At 55.5% G+C, this 15,942-nt stretch carries 15 protein-coding genes; 5 read left to right on the plus strand and 10 right to left on the minus strand.

The annotated features are described in order from the left end of the window. Positions 1-60: 60 nt before the first annotated feature. Positions 61-1,644, minus strand: a complete 1,584-nt coding sequence (locus M2418_RS16135) for a peptide chain release factor 3 (protein WP_250983384.1) — start codon at positions 1,642-1,644, stop codon at positions 61-63. Between the two features lie 90 nt (positions 1,645-1,734). On the opposite strand from M2418_RS16135, the gene dut reads away from it, so the two are divergent. The 3 genes from dut (at position 1,735) to cysK (ending at position 4,052) form a co-directional block, all read left to right on the plus strand. Beyond that, positions 1,735-2,208 carry a dUTP diphosphatase gene (gene dut, locus M2418_RS16140; protein WP_250983383.1) on the plus strand — a complete coding sequence of 158 codons (474 nt, stop codon included), beginning with the start codon at positions 1,735-1,737 and terminating at the stop codon, positions 2,206-2,208. Between the two features lie 113 nt (positions 2,209-2,321). Next, positions 2,322-2,939 carry a LysE family translocator gene (locus M2418_RS16145; protein WP_250983382.1) on the plus strand — a complete coding sequence of 206 codons (618 nt, stop codon included), beginning with the start codon at positions 2,322-2,324 and terminating at the stop codon, positions 2,937-2,939. Positions 2,940-3,083: 144 nt separating this feature from the next. After that, positions 3,084-4,052 carry a cysteine synthase A gene (cysK, locus tag M2418_RS16150; RefSeq protein ID WP_250983381.1) on the plus strand — a complete coding sequence of 323 codons (969 nt, stop codon included), beginning with the start codon at positions 3,084-3,086 and terminating at the stop codon, positions 4,050-4,052. Between the two features lie 65 nt (positions 4,053-4,117). Here the strand turns inward: cysK and M2418_RS16155 are convergent, their stop codons facing one another. From M2418_RS16155 to rsmI, 9 genes are all read right to left on the minus strand, one after another. Beyond that, positions 4,118-5,650 carry a YifB family Mg chelatase-like AAA ATPase gene (locus tag M2418_RS16155; RefSeq protein ID WP_259147802.1) on the minus strand — a complete coding sequence of 511 codons (1,533 nt, stop codon included), beginning with the start codon at positions 5,648-5,650 and terminating at the stop codon, positions 4,118-4,120. Between the two features lie 244 nt (positions 5,651-5,894). Further along, complete coding sequence (gene gshB, locus M2418_RS16160; RefSeq protein WP_259147804.1) at positions 5,895-6,851, minus strand: glutathione synthase; 957 nt, start codon at positions 6,849-6,851, stop codon at positions 5,895-5,897. Positions 6,852-6,947: 96 nt separating this feature from the next. Continuing rightward, entirely contained in the window at positions 6,948-7,460 is a 513-nt protein-coding gene (locus tag M2418_RS16165; RefSeq protein ID WP_259147806.1) for a cupin domain-containing protein, read from the minus strand. Between the two features lie 107 nt (positions 7,461-7,567). Continuing rightward, positions 7,568-8,680, minus strand: a complete 1,113-nt coding sequence (locus tag M2418_RS16170; protein WP_259147808.1) for a sn-glycerol-3-phosphate import ATP-binding protein UgpC — start codon at positions 8,678-8,680, stop codon at positions 7,568-7,570. 12 nt (positions 8,681-8,692) lie between these two features. Beyond that, positions 8,693-9,535 (minus strand): sn-glycerol-3-phosphate ABC transporter permease UgpE, encoded by an 843-nt coding sequence (gene ugpE, locus M2418_RS16175; protein WP_259147810.1) that lies wholly within the window; start codon positions 9,533-9,535, stop codon positions 8,693-8,695. A gap of 13 nt (positions 9,536-9,548) precedes the next feature. Next, complete coding sequence (locus M2418_RS16180) at positions 9,549-10,526, minus strand: ABC transporter permease subunit (protein WP_250983375.1); 978 nt, start codon at positions 10,524-10,526, stop codon at positions 9,549-9,551. A 143-nt stretch (positions 10,527-10,669) separates the two neighbouring features. Further along, positions 10,670-11,968, minus strand: coding sequence for an extracellular solute-binding protein (locus M2418_RS16185; protein ID WP_259147812.1), 1,299 nt, complete (start codon positions 11,966-11,968; stop codon positions 10,670-10,672). Between the two features lie 281 nt (positions 11,969-12,249). Further along, the gene (locus tag M2418_RS16190; RefSeq protein WP_250983373.1) at positions 12,250-12,618 is read right to left on the minus strand and encodes a YraN family protein; all 369 of its coding nucleotides are present in this window, start codon (positions 12,616-12,618) and stop codon (positions 12,250-12,252) included. Further along, on the minus strand, positions 12,608-13,495 hold the full coding sequence (rsmI, locus tag M2418_RS16195; RefSeq protein ID WP_259148032.1) for a 16S rRNA (cytidine(1402)-2'-O)-methyltransferase: 888 nt from the start codon (positions 13,493-13,495) through the stop codon (positions 12,608-12,610). The genes M2418_RS16190 and rsmI overlap by 11 nt, the downstream gene beginning before the upstream one ends. Positions 13,496-13,790: 295 nt before the next feature. On the opposite strand from rsmI, the gene dnaN reads away from it, so the two are divergent. After that, positions 13,791-14,909: a DNA polymerase III subunit beta gene (gene dnaN, locus M2418_RS16200; RefSeq protein WP_192486741.1), complete on the plus strand. Its 1,119-nt coding sequence runs from the start codon at positions 13,791-13,793 to the stop codon at positions 14,907-14,909. A gap of 297 nt (positions 14,910-15,206) precedes the next feature. Further along, entirely contained in the window at positions 15,207-15,800 is a 594-nt protein-coding gene (gene pmtA, locus M2418_RS16205) for a phospholipid N-methyltransferase PmtA (RefSeq protein WP_259147815.1), read from the plus strand. Positions 15,801-15,942: the final 142 nt, after the last annotated feature.

The raw sequence follows: 15,942 nt of genomic DNA on the forward strand, positions 1-15,942 counted from the left end.
CGTTCATCTTTGACACACGGCGCTCTCGGCATTGATCCCGGGGATGCTTTTGATCGGCTATCACGCCGCCTTGGCAGCGTGATATTCCTTGATGGCAACCATCTTGATAGCCGGATAACGCTCAGATTCGTAGCGCAGCGAAAATGCATCCTGTGCTAGGAATACCGGATCGCCGTCCAGATCGCGGGCGATGTCGCCACGCTTGACGTTGAGGAACTTGTCCATTTCCGCAGGCTGGTCCGAGGAAATCCAGCGGCAAACCGAAAAGCGCGACATTTCAAACGACACCGGCAGGCCATATTCGCCCATCAGACGCTCTTTCAAAACGTCCAACTGCAGCGCACCGACCACACCGACGATCGCAGGGGAGCCGTCCTCTGGCGAGAACAGCTGCACAACGCCCTCTTCCGCCATCTGTTGTAGTGCTTCTTTCAGCTTCTTGGCCTTCATCGCATCTTCCAGTCGCACGCGACGCAGAATTTCTGGCGAGAAGTTCGGAACGCCTTGGAACACAAGGTTTTCACCCTCGGTCAGCGTATCGCCGATACGAAGTGTGCCGTGGTTGGGAATGCCCACCACGTCACCGGCAAAGGCCGTATCAGCCAATTGGCGCTGCGAGGCAAAGAAGAACTGCGGCGCCGTTAGACCCATCTGCTTGCCGGTACGTGCCAGACGCGCCTTCATGCCGCGCTCCAGCTTGCCGGAGCAGATGCGGGCAAACGCGATACGGTCGCGGTGGTTCGGGTCCATATTGGCCTGAATCTTGAACACGAAAGCCGTCATCTTGTCTTCCGCCGCATGAACGGTGCGAGTGTCTGCCACCTGGTCACGCGGTGGTGGCGCAAAATCGCCCAGCGCGTTGATGAGATCACGAACACCAAAGTTGCGCAGTGCCGAACCAAAGAACACGGGGGTCATGTGGCCTTCGAGAAAAGCCTGACGATCAAATGGGCGGCAAGCTTCTCTCGCCAGTTCCGTTTCTTCGATAAAGGCTTCACGCTCATTTTCTGGCAGACGGTCAGCAACTGCTCTTGGGCCATCAACCGGCAAAGATTCAACCTGCGTATCGACACCACGGAACGTGTTGTTGGCCAGATTATATGCACCGGAGAATGTCTTGGCGCGGCCAACTGGCCAGGTTACAGGCGCGGTGTCCAGCGCCAGTTTTTCTTCCACCTCATCCAGAATTTCAAATGGGTCGCGGCTTTCACGGTCCATCTTGTTGATGAAGGTGATAATCGGGATGTCGCGCATACGGCAGACTTCAAACAGCTTCAGCGTCCGCGGCTCGATACCCTTGGCGGCATCGATAACCATGATCGCGGCATCCACTGCCGTCAGCGTGCGATAGGTATCGTCCGCAAAGTCTTCGTGGCCCGGTGTATCGAGAATGTTGAACACCCGGTCATTATATTCAAAGGTCATAACAGAGGTGACGACCGAGATGCCGCGCTCGCGCTCTATCTTCATCCAGTCCGAACGGGTCTGGATACGGTCCTTCTTCGCCTTCACTTCACCGGCCAGCTGGATAGCTCCGCCGAACAGCAGCAGTTTTTCGGTCAGCGTCGTCTTACCGGCATCCGGGTGCGCAATAATCGCGAATGTGCGACGGCGGGATACCGCCTCGGCGAGTGTTTCAGCCATTGAGAAATTCCTGTTGATTGGCGCCGTCTTTACAGTTTCAAGCCGCGATATGCAATTGACCTGCGCCACCGTGACAAAGCAAATGGCACCATGCCTTATGATATGTCCTCATCTCCGCAGCTTAAACTAATCCGTCTTGCCAATGGCAAGGGGGTGGAACTGCCATCTTACGAAACCAGCGGCGCTGCTGGCATGGACCTGCGCGCTGCCGTGGATGCCGATTCTCCGGTTATCCTGAAGTCCGGTCAGCGCATGCTTGTGCCGACAGGTTTCATCTTCGAAGTGCCCGTTGGCTTTGAAGCGCAAATTCGCCCTCGTTCCGGTCTTGCGATCAAGAACGGTATCACCTGCCTCAATTCACCAGGCACTGTGGACAGCGATTATCGCGGTGAAGTCAAAGTCATTCTCGCCAATCTCGGGCAGGAAGACTTCGTCATCGAACGCGGCATGCGCATCGCACAGATGGTGATTGCACCTGTGACGCAGGTTGTTGTGACCGAGGTCAGTGAGACCTCCGAGACCAGCCGTGGAACGGGCGGCTTCGGTTCAACTGGGACTGCCTGAGGGGTCTTAAAACGCATCGGTTTGCGCGCGTCTGCATCGCCCGAATTGTCATGATTGAAAAGTTCATGCCAGTTGGATACACCGCACAGCAGAATGTGTTTTCGGAGCCTTCCATGACAATCGGCACCCTGCTTGCCTACGCCACAGCCCTGTTCATTGCCGCTGCCATTCCCGGCCCCGGCATGACTGCCATTGTGGCGCGTGCTTTGGGCTCCGGTTTTCGCGAAACCTTCTTCATGGGGCTTGGGCTTGTTCTGGGAGATATGGTCTATCTGACAGCCGTTATTCTTGGACTGGCCTTTGTCGCGCAGACCTTCCACGAAGCGTTTCTGGTGCTGAAATTCGCGGGCGCTGCCTACCTCATCTATATTGCATGGAAGCTTTGGACGGCGGGGCTTTTGTCGACCGACCTGAAAGCGCGTAAATCCACCAGCATCGGCATGTCATTCATGTCAGGTCTTCTGATCACGCTCGGCAACCCCAAAACTATGCTGTTTTACGTGGCACTTGTTCCAACGTTAATTGATATTCGTGTTATCGGTATCACGGAATATCTGACGCTGATTGCCGTTACATTCGTGGTTTTGTTGGCAGTGCTTCTGCCCTACATCCTGCTTGCCACCAAGGCGCGCACTCTGCTGAAGAAACCCCTCGCATTGCAAATTCTCAACCGCACAGCCGCCGGTATTCTGGCGGGAACAGCGGCAATGATTGCCACCCGCGCCAGTTGAAATATTTGTTCGACTAAAGTGGAGATTTCACGAGAATTTTCCAAGTAACGGCTCGCATAAGAACAAACGTTCGCTAGCCTGAAACCGTGATTGCTCCTATTCTGCGCGGTAATTTCTGCCGGTTGCATGTTAAAGGAGACTATCATGTCAGAAGCCCGAAAGCCCGGACGCGGACGTATCTATTCGTCGATCACCGAGACGATTGGTGATACGCCGATCGTACGCCTCGACAAGCTGGCCAAGGAAAAAGGCGTCAAGGCCAACCTTCTGGCAAAGCTCGAATTCTTTAACCCGATCTCCTCGGTCAAGGACCGTATTGGCGTAGCGCTGATCGAAAGCCTTGAAGCACAGGGCAAGATCACCCCCGGCAAGACAACGCTTGTTGAGCCGACATCCGGCAATACCGGCATCGCGCTCGCCTTCGCGGCCGCTTCCAAGGGTTACAAGCTTATTCTGACCATGCCGGAAACCATGTCGGTCGAGCGTCGCAAGATGCTGGTGCTGTTGGGTGCCGAGCTTGTGTTGACCGAAGGCCCGAAGGGTATGAAGGGCGCCATTGCAAAGGCGCAGGAACTGGCAGAAACACTGCCTGACGCCGTTATTCCGCAACAGTTTGAAAACCCAGCCAACCCTGAGATTCATCGCAAGACAACTGCCGAAGAAATCTGGAACGATACCAACGGTTCTGCCGACATTCTCGTGTCCGGTATTGGCACCGGCGGCACCATTACCGGTGTTGGCCAAGTATTGAAGGCACGTAAACCAGGCTTTAAGGTGGTTGCGGTTGAGCCTGCTGACAGCCCCGTTCTGTCCGGAGGCAACCCCGGCCCACACAAGATCCAGGGCATCGGCGCAGGTTTTGCTCCCGCCGTTCTCGACACAACCATCTATGATGAAATCGTCACCGTCACCAATGACGAGGCGTTTGAAACGGCACGCCTCGTTGCGCGCCTTGAAGGTGTTCCGGTTGGCATTTCCTCCGGCGCTGCGCTTGCAGCCGCCATCAAGGTGGGCAGCCGCGAAGAAAACGCTGGCAAGAACATCGTCGTGATCATTCCGTCCTTTGCGGAACGTTATCTTTCGACAGCATTGTTTGAAGGTCTCGGTCTCTAACACAAAAAAAGGCCCGCCATGCTGTCGCGCACGGCGGGCCAATTCTACACCCAAGTTTTTAAGCCTCACGCCGCAGCGGTGAGCCTTTCTCCAGCAATACGATAGGAAATGGCTTCAGCCAGATGGATGCGGCTGACGATGTCGTGCCCCTCAAGGTCGGCAAGTGTCCGCGCCACCTTGAGAATACGGTGATAACCGCGCGCTGAGAATTTCAGGCGTTCTGCGGCATCACGCAGAAGCTGCAAGCCACCGGCGTCCGGTTCTGCAAAACGTTCAATAAGGGCGGTGGAGCAACGGGCATTGGTCCTGATCTCGGCAAAACCGGCACTGGCATACCGTTCCTGCTGACGTTCACGGGCACGCGCTACACGCCTTGCAACATCCACGCTGCTTTCAGCCGCCATTGGGCGGATGAGGTCTGCCGCCGAAACAGCGGGAACATCGACGCGGATATCGATACGGTCCATCAGTGGACCGGAAATCCGGGCCTGATAATCGGAAACGCAGCGTGGTCCTCTGGCGCAGGTGAAGCCAGGTTCGCCTGCCATACCGCATTTGCAGGGGTTCATCGCTGCAACCAGCTGAATTTGCGCCGGATAGCTCACGCGATGATTGGCACGCGCTATGATACATTCGCCGGTTTCCAACGGCTGGCGCAAAGCATCCAGCACCTGCGGTGAAAACTCCGGGAACTCATCCAAAAACAATACGCCATTATGGGCCAGCGATGCCTCACCCGGCTTGGCACGCAAACCGCCGCCGACAAGGGCTGCCATGGTGGCAGAGTGATGCGGCGTCCGAAACGGCCTGCTATCGGACAGTTTTCCGCCAGAAAGCTGGCCTGCAATGGAATGCACCATCGAGACCTCCAGCAATTCTGCTGCCGACAGGGGCGGCAAGATAGACGGCAGTCGGGAAGCCAGCATCGACTTACCAGATCCCGGAGGTCCAACCATCAGCATGTTATGACCGCCGGCGGCAACAACTTCGAGCGCCCGTTTGGCGCTCTCCTGCCCCTTTATGTCGGCAAGGTCAGGCATGTTGGCGGGTGTCGCACGGATGGCGGGTTGCGGGCGCGACAAAAGCTGCGTACCGCGAAAATGATTGGCCAGCGCAATCAGGCTGCGCGGTGCCAGAATATCAATATCCGCGCCGGCCCATGCGGCTTCCGGGCCGCTGTCCGCCGGGCAGATGAGGCCTCTACCCATCGAATTGGCACCGATGGCAGCCGGCAGTGCGCCAGCCACGGCACCAATCGTTCCATCAAGGTTTAGTTCTCCCAAAACAACGTAACCGGCCAGCGCTTCCGCAGGTATTGCCCCGAGCGCCGCCATGAGGGCAAGCGCAATGGGCAAGTCAAAATGACTGCCCTCTTTTGGCAAATCTGCCGGGGCAAGATTGACGGTGACCTTCTTTGGGGGGAGAGCAAGTCCGGACGCATGCAAGGCGGCCTGGACGCGTTCACGGCTTTCAGCAACGGCTTTATCCGGCAGTCCGACGATCTGTATGCCGACGCGGCCCGGCGCAACCATGACCTGAACTTCAACGGGCACACCTTCGATGCCCTGAAATGCAACCGTATTGACCCGAGCCACCATGGCCTGCTCCTGTAAACCGCATCCGCTGGTCCGGCGCCTCATGGCAAGAGACCGGCGGAAGACCTGATTATAGCGGCCATCACCAGACATGATCTGCCCGTTGTCCGGCCGCCTCAAACAGCCTGACACAAGAGACGGTGCAAAACAAGAACGTTACGTGAACAATTTCACGTATATGATGTGTTGGAGTTGTAATGGACGCAAAGGAATGGCTATTCCTTCACATCCGGGCAGGCAGGACCAATCAGCCCTGCGCTTCGCGCTTGCGCTCAATGGCGTCCCACAACAGGCTTGCCACGTCGGCACCACCGAACTTTTTCACTTCGCGAATGCCGGTCGGCGACGTCACGTTGATCTCGGTCATGTAGTCACCGATCACATCGATCCCAACGAACAGGAAACCGCGCTCACGCAGTGCAGGACCAATCCGCTCGCAGATTTCCTTTTCACGCGCGGTCAGTTCTGTCGGCTCGGGGCGACCACCCGCATGCATGTTGGAGCGGGCATCATTTTCAGCCGGCACACGATTGATGGCACCAACCGGCTCGCCATCCACCAGCAGGATACGCTTGTCGCCCTTGCGGACGTCAGGTAGGTACTGCTGGGCGATATAGGGCTCGCGGAACATCTGGCCGAACATTTCCAGAAGCGACGAAAAGTTGCGGTCGTCACGGGTCGAATGGAATACGCCAGCGCCACCATTGCCGTAGAGCGGCTTCAGGATAATATCGCCCATTTCCTGACGGAAGCGGGCAATCTCGGTTACGTCCTTGGTGATCAGCGTTGCCGGCATCAGGTCTGCAAATTCGGTGACGAAGATCTTCTCAGGCGAGTTGCGTACCCAGGCCGGATCATTGACGACCAATGTCTTGGGGTGAATGCGCTCCAGCAGATGCGTGGAGGTAATATAGGCCATGTCGAAGGGCGGATCCTGGCGCAGATGAATGACATCCATCGTCGACAGATCAACGCGCTCCGGTTCTGACAGGGAATAGTGATCGCCATTGATGTCGCGCAGTTCCATCTGCTCGACAGTGGCGTAAATCTTGCCGTCACGCATGCTGAGACGGTCCGGTGTGTAATGAAACAGCCGGTAGCCTCTGGCCTGCGCTTCAAGGCTCATGGCAAAGGTCGAATCCCCGGCAATATTGATGCCGGCTACATGATCCATCTGGATCGCAACGTTCTTGATTTTTGCCATGCGCAGTCCCTTTTCTCAAAGCCCGACAGATTTAGGATAGAGGGGCTTTAAAGGCAACTGCTGCAACATGCGGCATCTATGAGTTTTATTGATACTCTACCTGGCAAGGTTGTAGGAGCGAGCCGAGAAAATCTTGTTCCAAACACGATAGGCCAGAGCCAGCATTGTCGGAAATGGACGGCGCATAAAAGCCACTTTGCGCACGTAGTTGTCCACGCGCCATGTCGCCCATGTTCCGGCGCGGAAATAAGCGACGTCACCGCTGCGCAACACACTCACCACACCGTTTTCAGCCGTGACATGCACTTCACCTTCCAGGATATAAACGGTCTCATCCCAACCGAAAAACCAGCGAAATTCACCGGCTGTGCAGTCCCACATTGCAGTGCTGGAGGCGCGATCACGACTTCTGGAATGGTCTGCGGCACGCGCATGTGGCGTGCCTGACAAAATCCAGTCCGGATTGATTGGCGCGTCCTTCATATCCATGCCATGGCTTGAAGCGGCAACGACGGCGTCCAGATTGCCGCGACGAGACGTCAAGGGAATAAGCGGCACGCTACGAATTGCCATAGCCAACGAACTTGCCAACATGATCTTGATCGACATACGCTTTCCCCAACCGGTTTTGTCGATTGGGGTTTAGCGCAAACAAATAACGATACCGTTCATTCAGTCCGTTCAATTTTATCGATCTGGCCTCAAATGCAGAGGTTTCAGCCCGCAAATGAAGGGATAGCAGCGGCCTGTTGTTCCGAATTGAAACGCGCATGTTGCTGCTCAATCCGCTTTCCTGTTTCAACAGAGAAGAAGTGCAGCTTCTCCGGCGCGATGGTGAGCGAGAACTCCAGCGGTACTGGCAGATCCGGCGGGAAGGCAGCCGTCATTGCCTGATCGCCGACAAAACCATGTACGAGGCGCTGCGAACCCAGCTCTTCCACATAATCGACGCGGAATGCCAGACCCTTTTCCTCTGGTCCGGCGATGCGGAAATCTTCGGCTCGCATGCCAACCGTGACGGCACCGGATGCCGGCGCAAAGCTCTTCAGTGTCATGATTTCAGGGCCGATGGCGAGACGATCGCCATGTAATTCACCGGCAACGAGGTTCATGGCCGGCGAGCCGATGAAGCTTGCGACAAATGTCGAGGCTGGCGTGTGATAAACATCCAGAGGTGCGCCAATCTGCTCGATACGGCCACCGTTCAGTACAACCAGACGGTCGGCCAGTGTCATCGCTTCCAGCTGGTCATGGGTGACGTAAAGCGATGTCGTGCCAAGACGCTTTTGCAGACGCTTGATTTCACCGCGCATCGAAACACGCAGCTTGGCATCCAGGTTGGACAGAGGTTCATCGAACAGGAAGGCAGCCGGTTTGCGCACGATGGCGCGACCCATGGCAACGCGCTGACGCTGACCACCGGACAGGGCCCGCGGCTTGCGCTCCAGATAGGGCTGCAGTTCCAGCATGCGCGCTGCTTCCTGCACGCGTGCGTCAATCTCAGCCTTTGGTGTCTTGCGGTTTTTCAGACCGTAGGCGAGGTTTTCATACACCGTCATATGCGGGTAAAGCGCATAGTTCTGGAATACCATGGCAATGTCGCGGTCAGCAGGGTCAACGTTATTGACCACACGCCCACCGATTTTCACCGTGCCTTCGGAGATTTCTTCGAGACCCGCGACCATGCGCAAAAGTGTGGACTTGCCGCAGCCGGATGGGCCAACGAGCACGATGAATTCGCCGTCATTGATGGAGATATCGACCCCGTGAACGGCGCGTACGCCACCATGGTAATCCTTGCAGACCTGACTGATTTCGATCTCGGCCATGTTACCTATCCTTTATTTATCGCTTTCGGTGAGGCCCTTGATGAACCACCGCTGGAAAATCACCACGATGAGAACCGGCGGCAGCATGGCGAGCACCGCAAGCGCAAAAGCTTCGTTGTAATCGGGGATCTGGGAACCGATCCAGACCTGGAGAATGGACTTGATGCCACGCATCAAGGTGAAGAAACTCTCATCCGTGGTCATCAGCATGGGCCAGAGATACTGGTTCCAACCATAGACGAACATGATGATGAAGATGGCGGCCATCATGGTGCGCGACAGCGGCACCAGAACATCAATGAAAAACTTGAGCGGACCGGCGCCGTCGATGCGGGCCGCTTCCAGCAACTCGTCTGGCACAGACTTAAAGAATTGCCGGAAGTAGAAGGTTCCGGTGGCAGAAGCCAGCAACGGCACGATCAGACCACTATAGGTATTAAGCAGACCAAGCTGGCTCATCACCTGATAGGACGGCATGATGCGCACTTCGAGCGGCAAAAGCAGCGTCGTGAAGATGATCCAGAATGCGAGCGTTGCGAAACGGAAACGGAAGTAGACGATGGCGTAGGCCGCCATCATCGACAGCACGATTTTGCCGACGGCAAAACCGACACCGAGGATCAACGAATTGACGACCATATTGAAGCCGGTGATCTGGCCGGTAAAACCGCCCTTCTGCGTCAGGACCTTCTGGTAGGTGGCCACCATGTTGTCACCTGGCAGAATGGTAATGCCGTTGCTGTGAATTTCTGCCGCCGTATGGGTGGACGTCATGAAAGCGACCACGACCGGTAACATCAAAAACAGCGAACCGAGGATCAGCACCAGATGGTCGAGAGGTTTTGTCTTGTACATGTCTGTTCCCCGCTCAGCTGTAGTGAATGCGCTTCTCGAGGAAGCGGAACTGGATGATTGTGAGAGCAAACACCACGAGCATCAAAATGACGGACTGGGCGGACGAACCACCGATATCGTTACCACGGAAACCATCCATGAAGACCTTGTAGACAAGGGTAATGGGGTTATTGGCGGCCTTGTCCTTCACCATCACGTCAATGATCGCGAACGTGTCGAACAGCGCATAGGTGATGTTGATGATCAAAAGGAAGAAGGCGGTTGGGGTCAGCAATGGCAGGATAACTGTCCAGAACCGGCGGAAACCTGAACGGCAATCTATGGCTGCTGCTTCACGAACAGATACGGGTACGCCCTGCAGGCCCGACAGGAAGAAGATGAAGTTGTAGGGGATCTGCTTCCACACAGCGACGGTAATCATCGCAAATGCCGTATCGAAGTAGTTCAACCCAACTTTCATGTCCCAGCCAAACCACGAGGCAAGCTTTACGAACGGACCGATGTGCTGGTCAAAGAACATCATGCCGATCAGGCCCGCCACTGGCGGTGCGATCGCATAAACAGAGATCAGCAAGGTCTTGTAGGCAGAACTGCCACGGATGATCTTGTCGGCCTTGATCGCCAGAAGAAGGCCCAGCGATAACGAAAACAGTGTGACAAGTGCCGTGAAGATTACGGTAAACCTGGCAATATTGCCGTATTCCGAACTGGAAACTGCGTCGGTGTAATTGTCGAAACCGACAAAGGTCGAACCGAAACCGAACGGGTCTTCAATATAGAATGAAGACTGAACCGCCTGCACGGACGGCCAATAAAAGAAGATAAAAATAACCGCCAGCTGCGGCGCAAGAAACAGATAGGGAAGAAACGACGAGGAAAACTGCACCCGTTTCATGCCAGCCGGTTCGGCCAAAACAGCCGGCTTATTCGCCTTTGTGATAAATCCGGGAAGAAACCGGATGCGGCGAGGTTGAGAGGATGTGTAAGCCACGCTCGTTGCTCCTGAAGCAATCCCGGCAAACCGCATGGCGGACAACCTCTAGAATTGCGCAATAGGGGTAATCGCTGAATGGACCTCCCTTCCACAAGGGAAAGGAGGCCCAGTTTACATTCGACTATCGGGGATCGCTGATATCAGCCAGCCGTCTTGGCGAAACGTGCGAGAAGCTCGTTGCCTTCCTTTTCGATGGTTTCAAACGCCTGCTTCACAGTCGTTTCGCCAGCGAAAATACGGTTGTATTCGCGTTCCATGATCGAACGGATCTGTGGGTAGAAACCGAGACGGTAACCCTTGGACCAGTCGCCACCCTTGAGCATCAGCTGCTTGATACCAACTTCAGCAACAGGCTGCTTTTCGTAGTAGCCTTCAGACTTCGTCAGCTCGTAAGCAGCATTGGTGATGGCAACATAACCGGTTGCTTCATGGTAGAACTTCTGGATTTCCGGCGATGTCAGGAACTGGAAGAAGTCAGCAGAGCACTTGTTTTCTGCTTCAGGCTTGCCAGCCATCGCAAACAGGGCTGCACCGCCGATGAAGGTGTTGGTGCCAGCGCCTTCAACCGACTTCCAGTAAGGCAGGAAATCAGCCGAGAAAGGCATGGTTGCAGTCTTCTGCAGACCACCGAACGAACCGGAAGAACCGATCCACATAGCAACCTTGCCCTCTTCGAAAGGCTTCTGGTTGTCGGCCCAGCCAGCGCCGTAATAGGCGTAGTAACCGTTGTCAGCCCAGGACTTCAGCTTCTCGAACATGTTGATCAGGTTCGGGTCGGTGAGGTTCATCTTGGTGTCAACAACGCTGTCGTAACCATTGTTGTTGGTTGCGAACTGCAGGTTATGACGCGAGAAGAAGTTTTCGGTGAACTGCCAGGTCAGCTGCGAGGCGGTCAGCGCGGTGTAACCGGCTTCTTTCAGCTTCGGTGCAACAGTTTCGAATTCTTCCCAGGTCTTTGGCACTTCAACGCCAGCCTTTTTGAAGGCTTCGGTGTTGATGTACATGATCGGAGCGGAAGAGTTGAACGGCATGCCGACAAACTTGCCTTCGGAATCCGCGTAGAAATAACGTACGCCCTGGATGAAGGCTTCGCGGTCGAACTTGTAACCGGCGTTGTTGATCAGGTCTTCAGCAGGAATAACTGCGCCCTTGGCGTTGATGATGGTGGCGGCGCCAGCATCAAAAACCTGAAGGATGTTTGGCTGTTCGCCCGAACGGAATGCTGCGATACCGCTGGCGAGAGCTTCTTCATACGTGCCCTTGGAAACCGGGGTCAGCGCACATTCGGCCTGCGATGCGTTGAACTTCTGCGAAATCTCGTTGATGACTTCGCCGTTACGACCACCCATGCCGTGCCACCAAGTGATGTTGGTTGCCGCCATGGAAGACGTTGCCGAAACGCTGATCGCCAGTGCGGCCATGGAAAACTTTTTGAGCATTACTCGATCCTCTCCACCAGTTGATTGGGGTGAGCATGCGAATAGTGACGTTCCATGACGCCACTTTAACAGTTACATGTCAGATTTGTTACAGTTGTGCATGATGCTGATTGCACGTCTTTATTAGAGCGCGCCGTTATGCCGATAAATCACTCCGCCGACGCAAATATTGCTGAACCGCTGTCAATTGATGCACGCCGAACAAAAAGCAGAAGCTGAGTTCGCCACTCCCGCCCCAGCCATAGGCGCGACGCCAACCCTTCCCGATGGCTGAAACGCTTTTAGAAAGCGTCGCGGAAATGCCGGGGCCATGACCATGGCAGGATGGCGACAATATCAAACCGCAGCGACAGGTGGCCTGTGCCGCGCATGCGGGCGAGCCAGACATCGGCGGCCGCGCGGATACGTCGTTGCGATTCAAAACTGACCGCATCCACAGCCGTCGTTTCGGCTCTACGCGCCTTGACCTCAACCATCGCCACCAGTTCACCCTTGCGGGCGATGATATCGATTTCACCGAGCGGCGTGCGATAACGCAGCGCCAGAATGCGGTACCCCTTGAGGACAAGGTAAAGGGCGGCGAGATATTCCGCGAGATGGCCGCGCCGGTGCGCCCTTTTTCGTTTCTTTAGCCGGCCTTCAACCGCCATTGGCATTCTTCATGTCGAGCAGTCGCTGATAAAGCTCCTTGCGTGGCAGGCCGGTAAGCCTTGACGCTTCGGCCGCTGCCTTTGCGGTCGGCATGGTGGAGGCCAGATCCTTCAACAGATCCTCTACGTCCTCAATGTCAGGTACTTCGTCAAAGGACGGAGGCTCAATCAACAGCACGATCTCGCCCTTGACCACACGGTCCTCATTGTACCACTCGGTCAATTCGCCAAGGGTGCCGCGACGAAACTCCTCAAAGGTCTTGGTCAGTTCACGGCACACAACGGCGCGACGGTTTACACCGAGAACTTCTGACGCAACCTTAATGGTCGCGCAAATACGATGGGGCGATTCAAAAAAGATCAATGTTGCCGGCGTTTTGGCCAGTTCCGACAAACGATCGCGTTTGCCGCGGTCCTTGACCGGCAGAAAGCCTGCAAACATAAATGCGTCGCTTGGCATGCCCGAACCAACAAGTGCGGCAAGTGGCGCGGACGCACCGGGGATGGGAACCACGCGGTAACCGGCTTCGAGCGCCAATTGACCGAGACGATAACCGGGGTCGGAGACCAACGGTGTGCCTGCATCGGAAACCAGAGCGACGGATTTTCCGGCTTCGAGCGCTGCCAGCAATTTTGGCCCCGCTTCATTGGCATTGTGCTCATGATAAGAAAACGGCCGGTTGCGAATGCCGTAACGGTCCAGCAGGACGCGGGTGACGCGGGTATCCTCGCAGGCTAGAACATCAACCGAGGCCAGGGTCTCGAGAGCACGCAGGGTGATATCGCCGAGATTGCCGATCGGGGTGGCAACAAGATACAGCGCCACATCCAGCGGGCGGGCCGGCACTGTCACGCCACCAACCAGATATCCCTTCACGCCACCTGATGGCGTGCCGCTCGTTTCATTATCCGTCACTCTTATTTCCGATCATTAGCCGCATCTTTCCTGCCTTTATGGTAAAGAGACGATGCCTGAACAAGGGCACCAAGGTGTTTTTGGCTGTGGATCATGTTGTATAGCACCAAAATGGCGCGCGCCGTGCGCATTCGCCTCTTGCATTTTTCGGTATATCTCTGCCATTTTGCCCGTCCCACAGTTTCTGGTTCAGCCAGACATGCATACAATTGTCGATCCGGGTTTCCGGTTCGCGCGGTCGAAAGCGGTAGTGTCCATGCGTATTACTCTTGAGCGTTCCAACCTTCTGAAATCGCTAAACCACGTCCATAGGGTCGTGGAGCGCCGGAATACGATCCCGATCCTGTCGAACGTATTGCTGCGCGCCTCCGGTGCGAGCCTCGACATGAAGGCAACTGACCTTGACCTCGAGATAACAGAAGCAACACCGGCCATGGTCGAGCAGGCCGGCGCAACAACCGTACCAGCGCACCTGCTGTACGAAATCGTGCGCAAGCTGCCTGACGGTTCCGAGGTCCTGTTGGCAACCAATCCGGACGGTTCCTCGATGACGGTTACTTCCGGTCGTTCGAAGTTTTCCCTGCAGTGCCTGCCGGAGACAGACTTCCCTGACCTGACAGCCGGCACGTTCAGCCATACATTCAAGCTGAAGGCGTCCGATCTGAAAATGCTGATCGACCGCACCCAGTTCGCCATCTCGACGGAAGAAACCCGTTATTACCTGAACGGAATTTTCTTCCACACGATTGAAAGCGACAACGACCTCAAGCTGCGCGCTGTCGCAACCGATGGCCACCGTTTGGCACGCGCCGATGTCGAGGCACCATCCGGCTCCGAAGGCATGCCGGGCATCATCATTCCACGCAAGACCGTGGGTGAGTTGCAAAAGCTGGTCGATAACCCTGAACTGATCGTGACGGTGGAAGTTTCCGACGCCAAGATCCGTCTGACCATCGGTTCGATTGTCATGACATCGAAGCTGATCGACGGCACTTTCCCGGATTACCAGCGCGTCATCCCGACCGGTAACGACAAGGAAATGCGCGTTGCCTGCCAGAGCTTTGCCCAGGCAGTTGACCGCGTATCGACCATTTCTTCCGAGCGTGGTCGTGCGGTGAAGCTGGCAATCACCAGTGGTCAGTTGACGCTTACCGTCAATAACCCCGATTCCGGCAGCGCGACTGAAGAAGTCGCGATCGACTACGACAACGACTCGATGGAAATCGGCTTCAACGCAAAGTACCTGCTTGATATCACCTCGCAGCTTTCAGGCGACGACGCTATTTTCCTGCTGGCCGACGCGGGATCGCCGACGCTAGTACGCGACACTGCCGCCGATGATGCTCTTTACGTCCTGATGCCGATGCGCGTGTAACACAGCCGGCTCAACATATAGTCATATCTGTTGAAACGCCGGAGGTTCACCCCTTCGGCGTTTTTCATTCAATGTGATTTAAAGCGTCCAGACGCATTGCAATAGAAGCCTTGAGCGTCAGGCCATCAGGTTATCGCCTGTCGTTATCAAAACACCGTGGCGTTCTTCGGCACGATAAGCTGCAGAAAGAAAATATCTGCAAAGAACCCAATTGCGACATTTTGCCTTGTTTTTGCGGCAAACGAGCGCAACATAACCGCAGACAATGACTGTCGCCGTCAAACGGAGAGGGAACAGATGGGTTTAAGCCTAAAGGAACGTTTTGGGAGAAAATTTGAAGAGGAAATTCGCTTCTTCAAGGGAATGGTCAGCCAGCCAAAGGCTGTTGGCGCAATCGTTCCAACCTCCTCCGTCACCGCACGCAAGATGGCAAGCGTCATCACTCCGCAGTCAGGCCTTCCCGTTCTTGAGCTTGGCCCAGGCACCGGCGTTATCACCAAGGCCATTCTGGCCCGTGGCATCAAACCGGAAAACCTGACAGCAATCGAGTTTTCGACCGATTTCTATAACCAGCTTCTGCGTCATTACCCCGGCGTTAATTTTATCAATGGCGACGCGTTTGATCTGGAAAAGACGCTTGGCGAACAGAAAGACCAGATTTTTGACAGCGTCATTTCCGCTGTGCCACTGCTGAACTTCCCGATGTCGGCCCGCACCAACCTTCTGGAACAGCTGATGGACCGCGTTCCGGTTGGCCGTCCTGTCATCCAGATTTCCTATGGCCCGGTTTCGCCGATCATTGCGCAGCCATCGCGCTACCATATTCGGCATTTCGACTTCATTGTCCGCAACATTCCGCCGGCACAGTTGTGGTGTTACACCCGCAGCTGAACCAGCAGACTTCGCCAAGAGCCTTTTCAGTGAACATGAAAAGGCTCTCACCATTTGTGGGGTCCGTTTTTTCTTGCGGAACAGCCCATCTCATGCGACTTGGACGCGACCAAAGCATATTGTGTTTCATCACACCGGTGCA

This window comes from Rhizobium sp. BIGb0125, from assembly GCF_024810055.1.
Taxonomy (GTDB): Bacteria; Pseudomonadota; Alphaproteobacteria; order Rhizobiales; family Rhizobiaceae; genus Agrobacterium.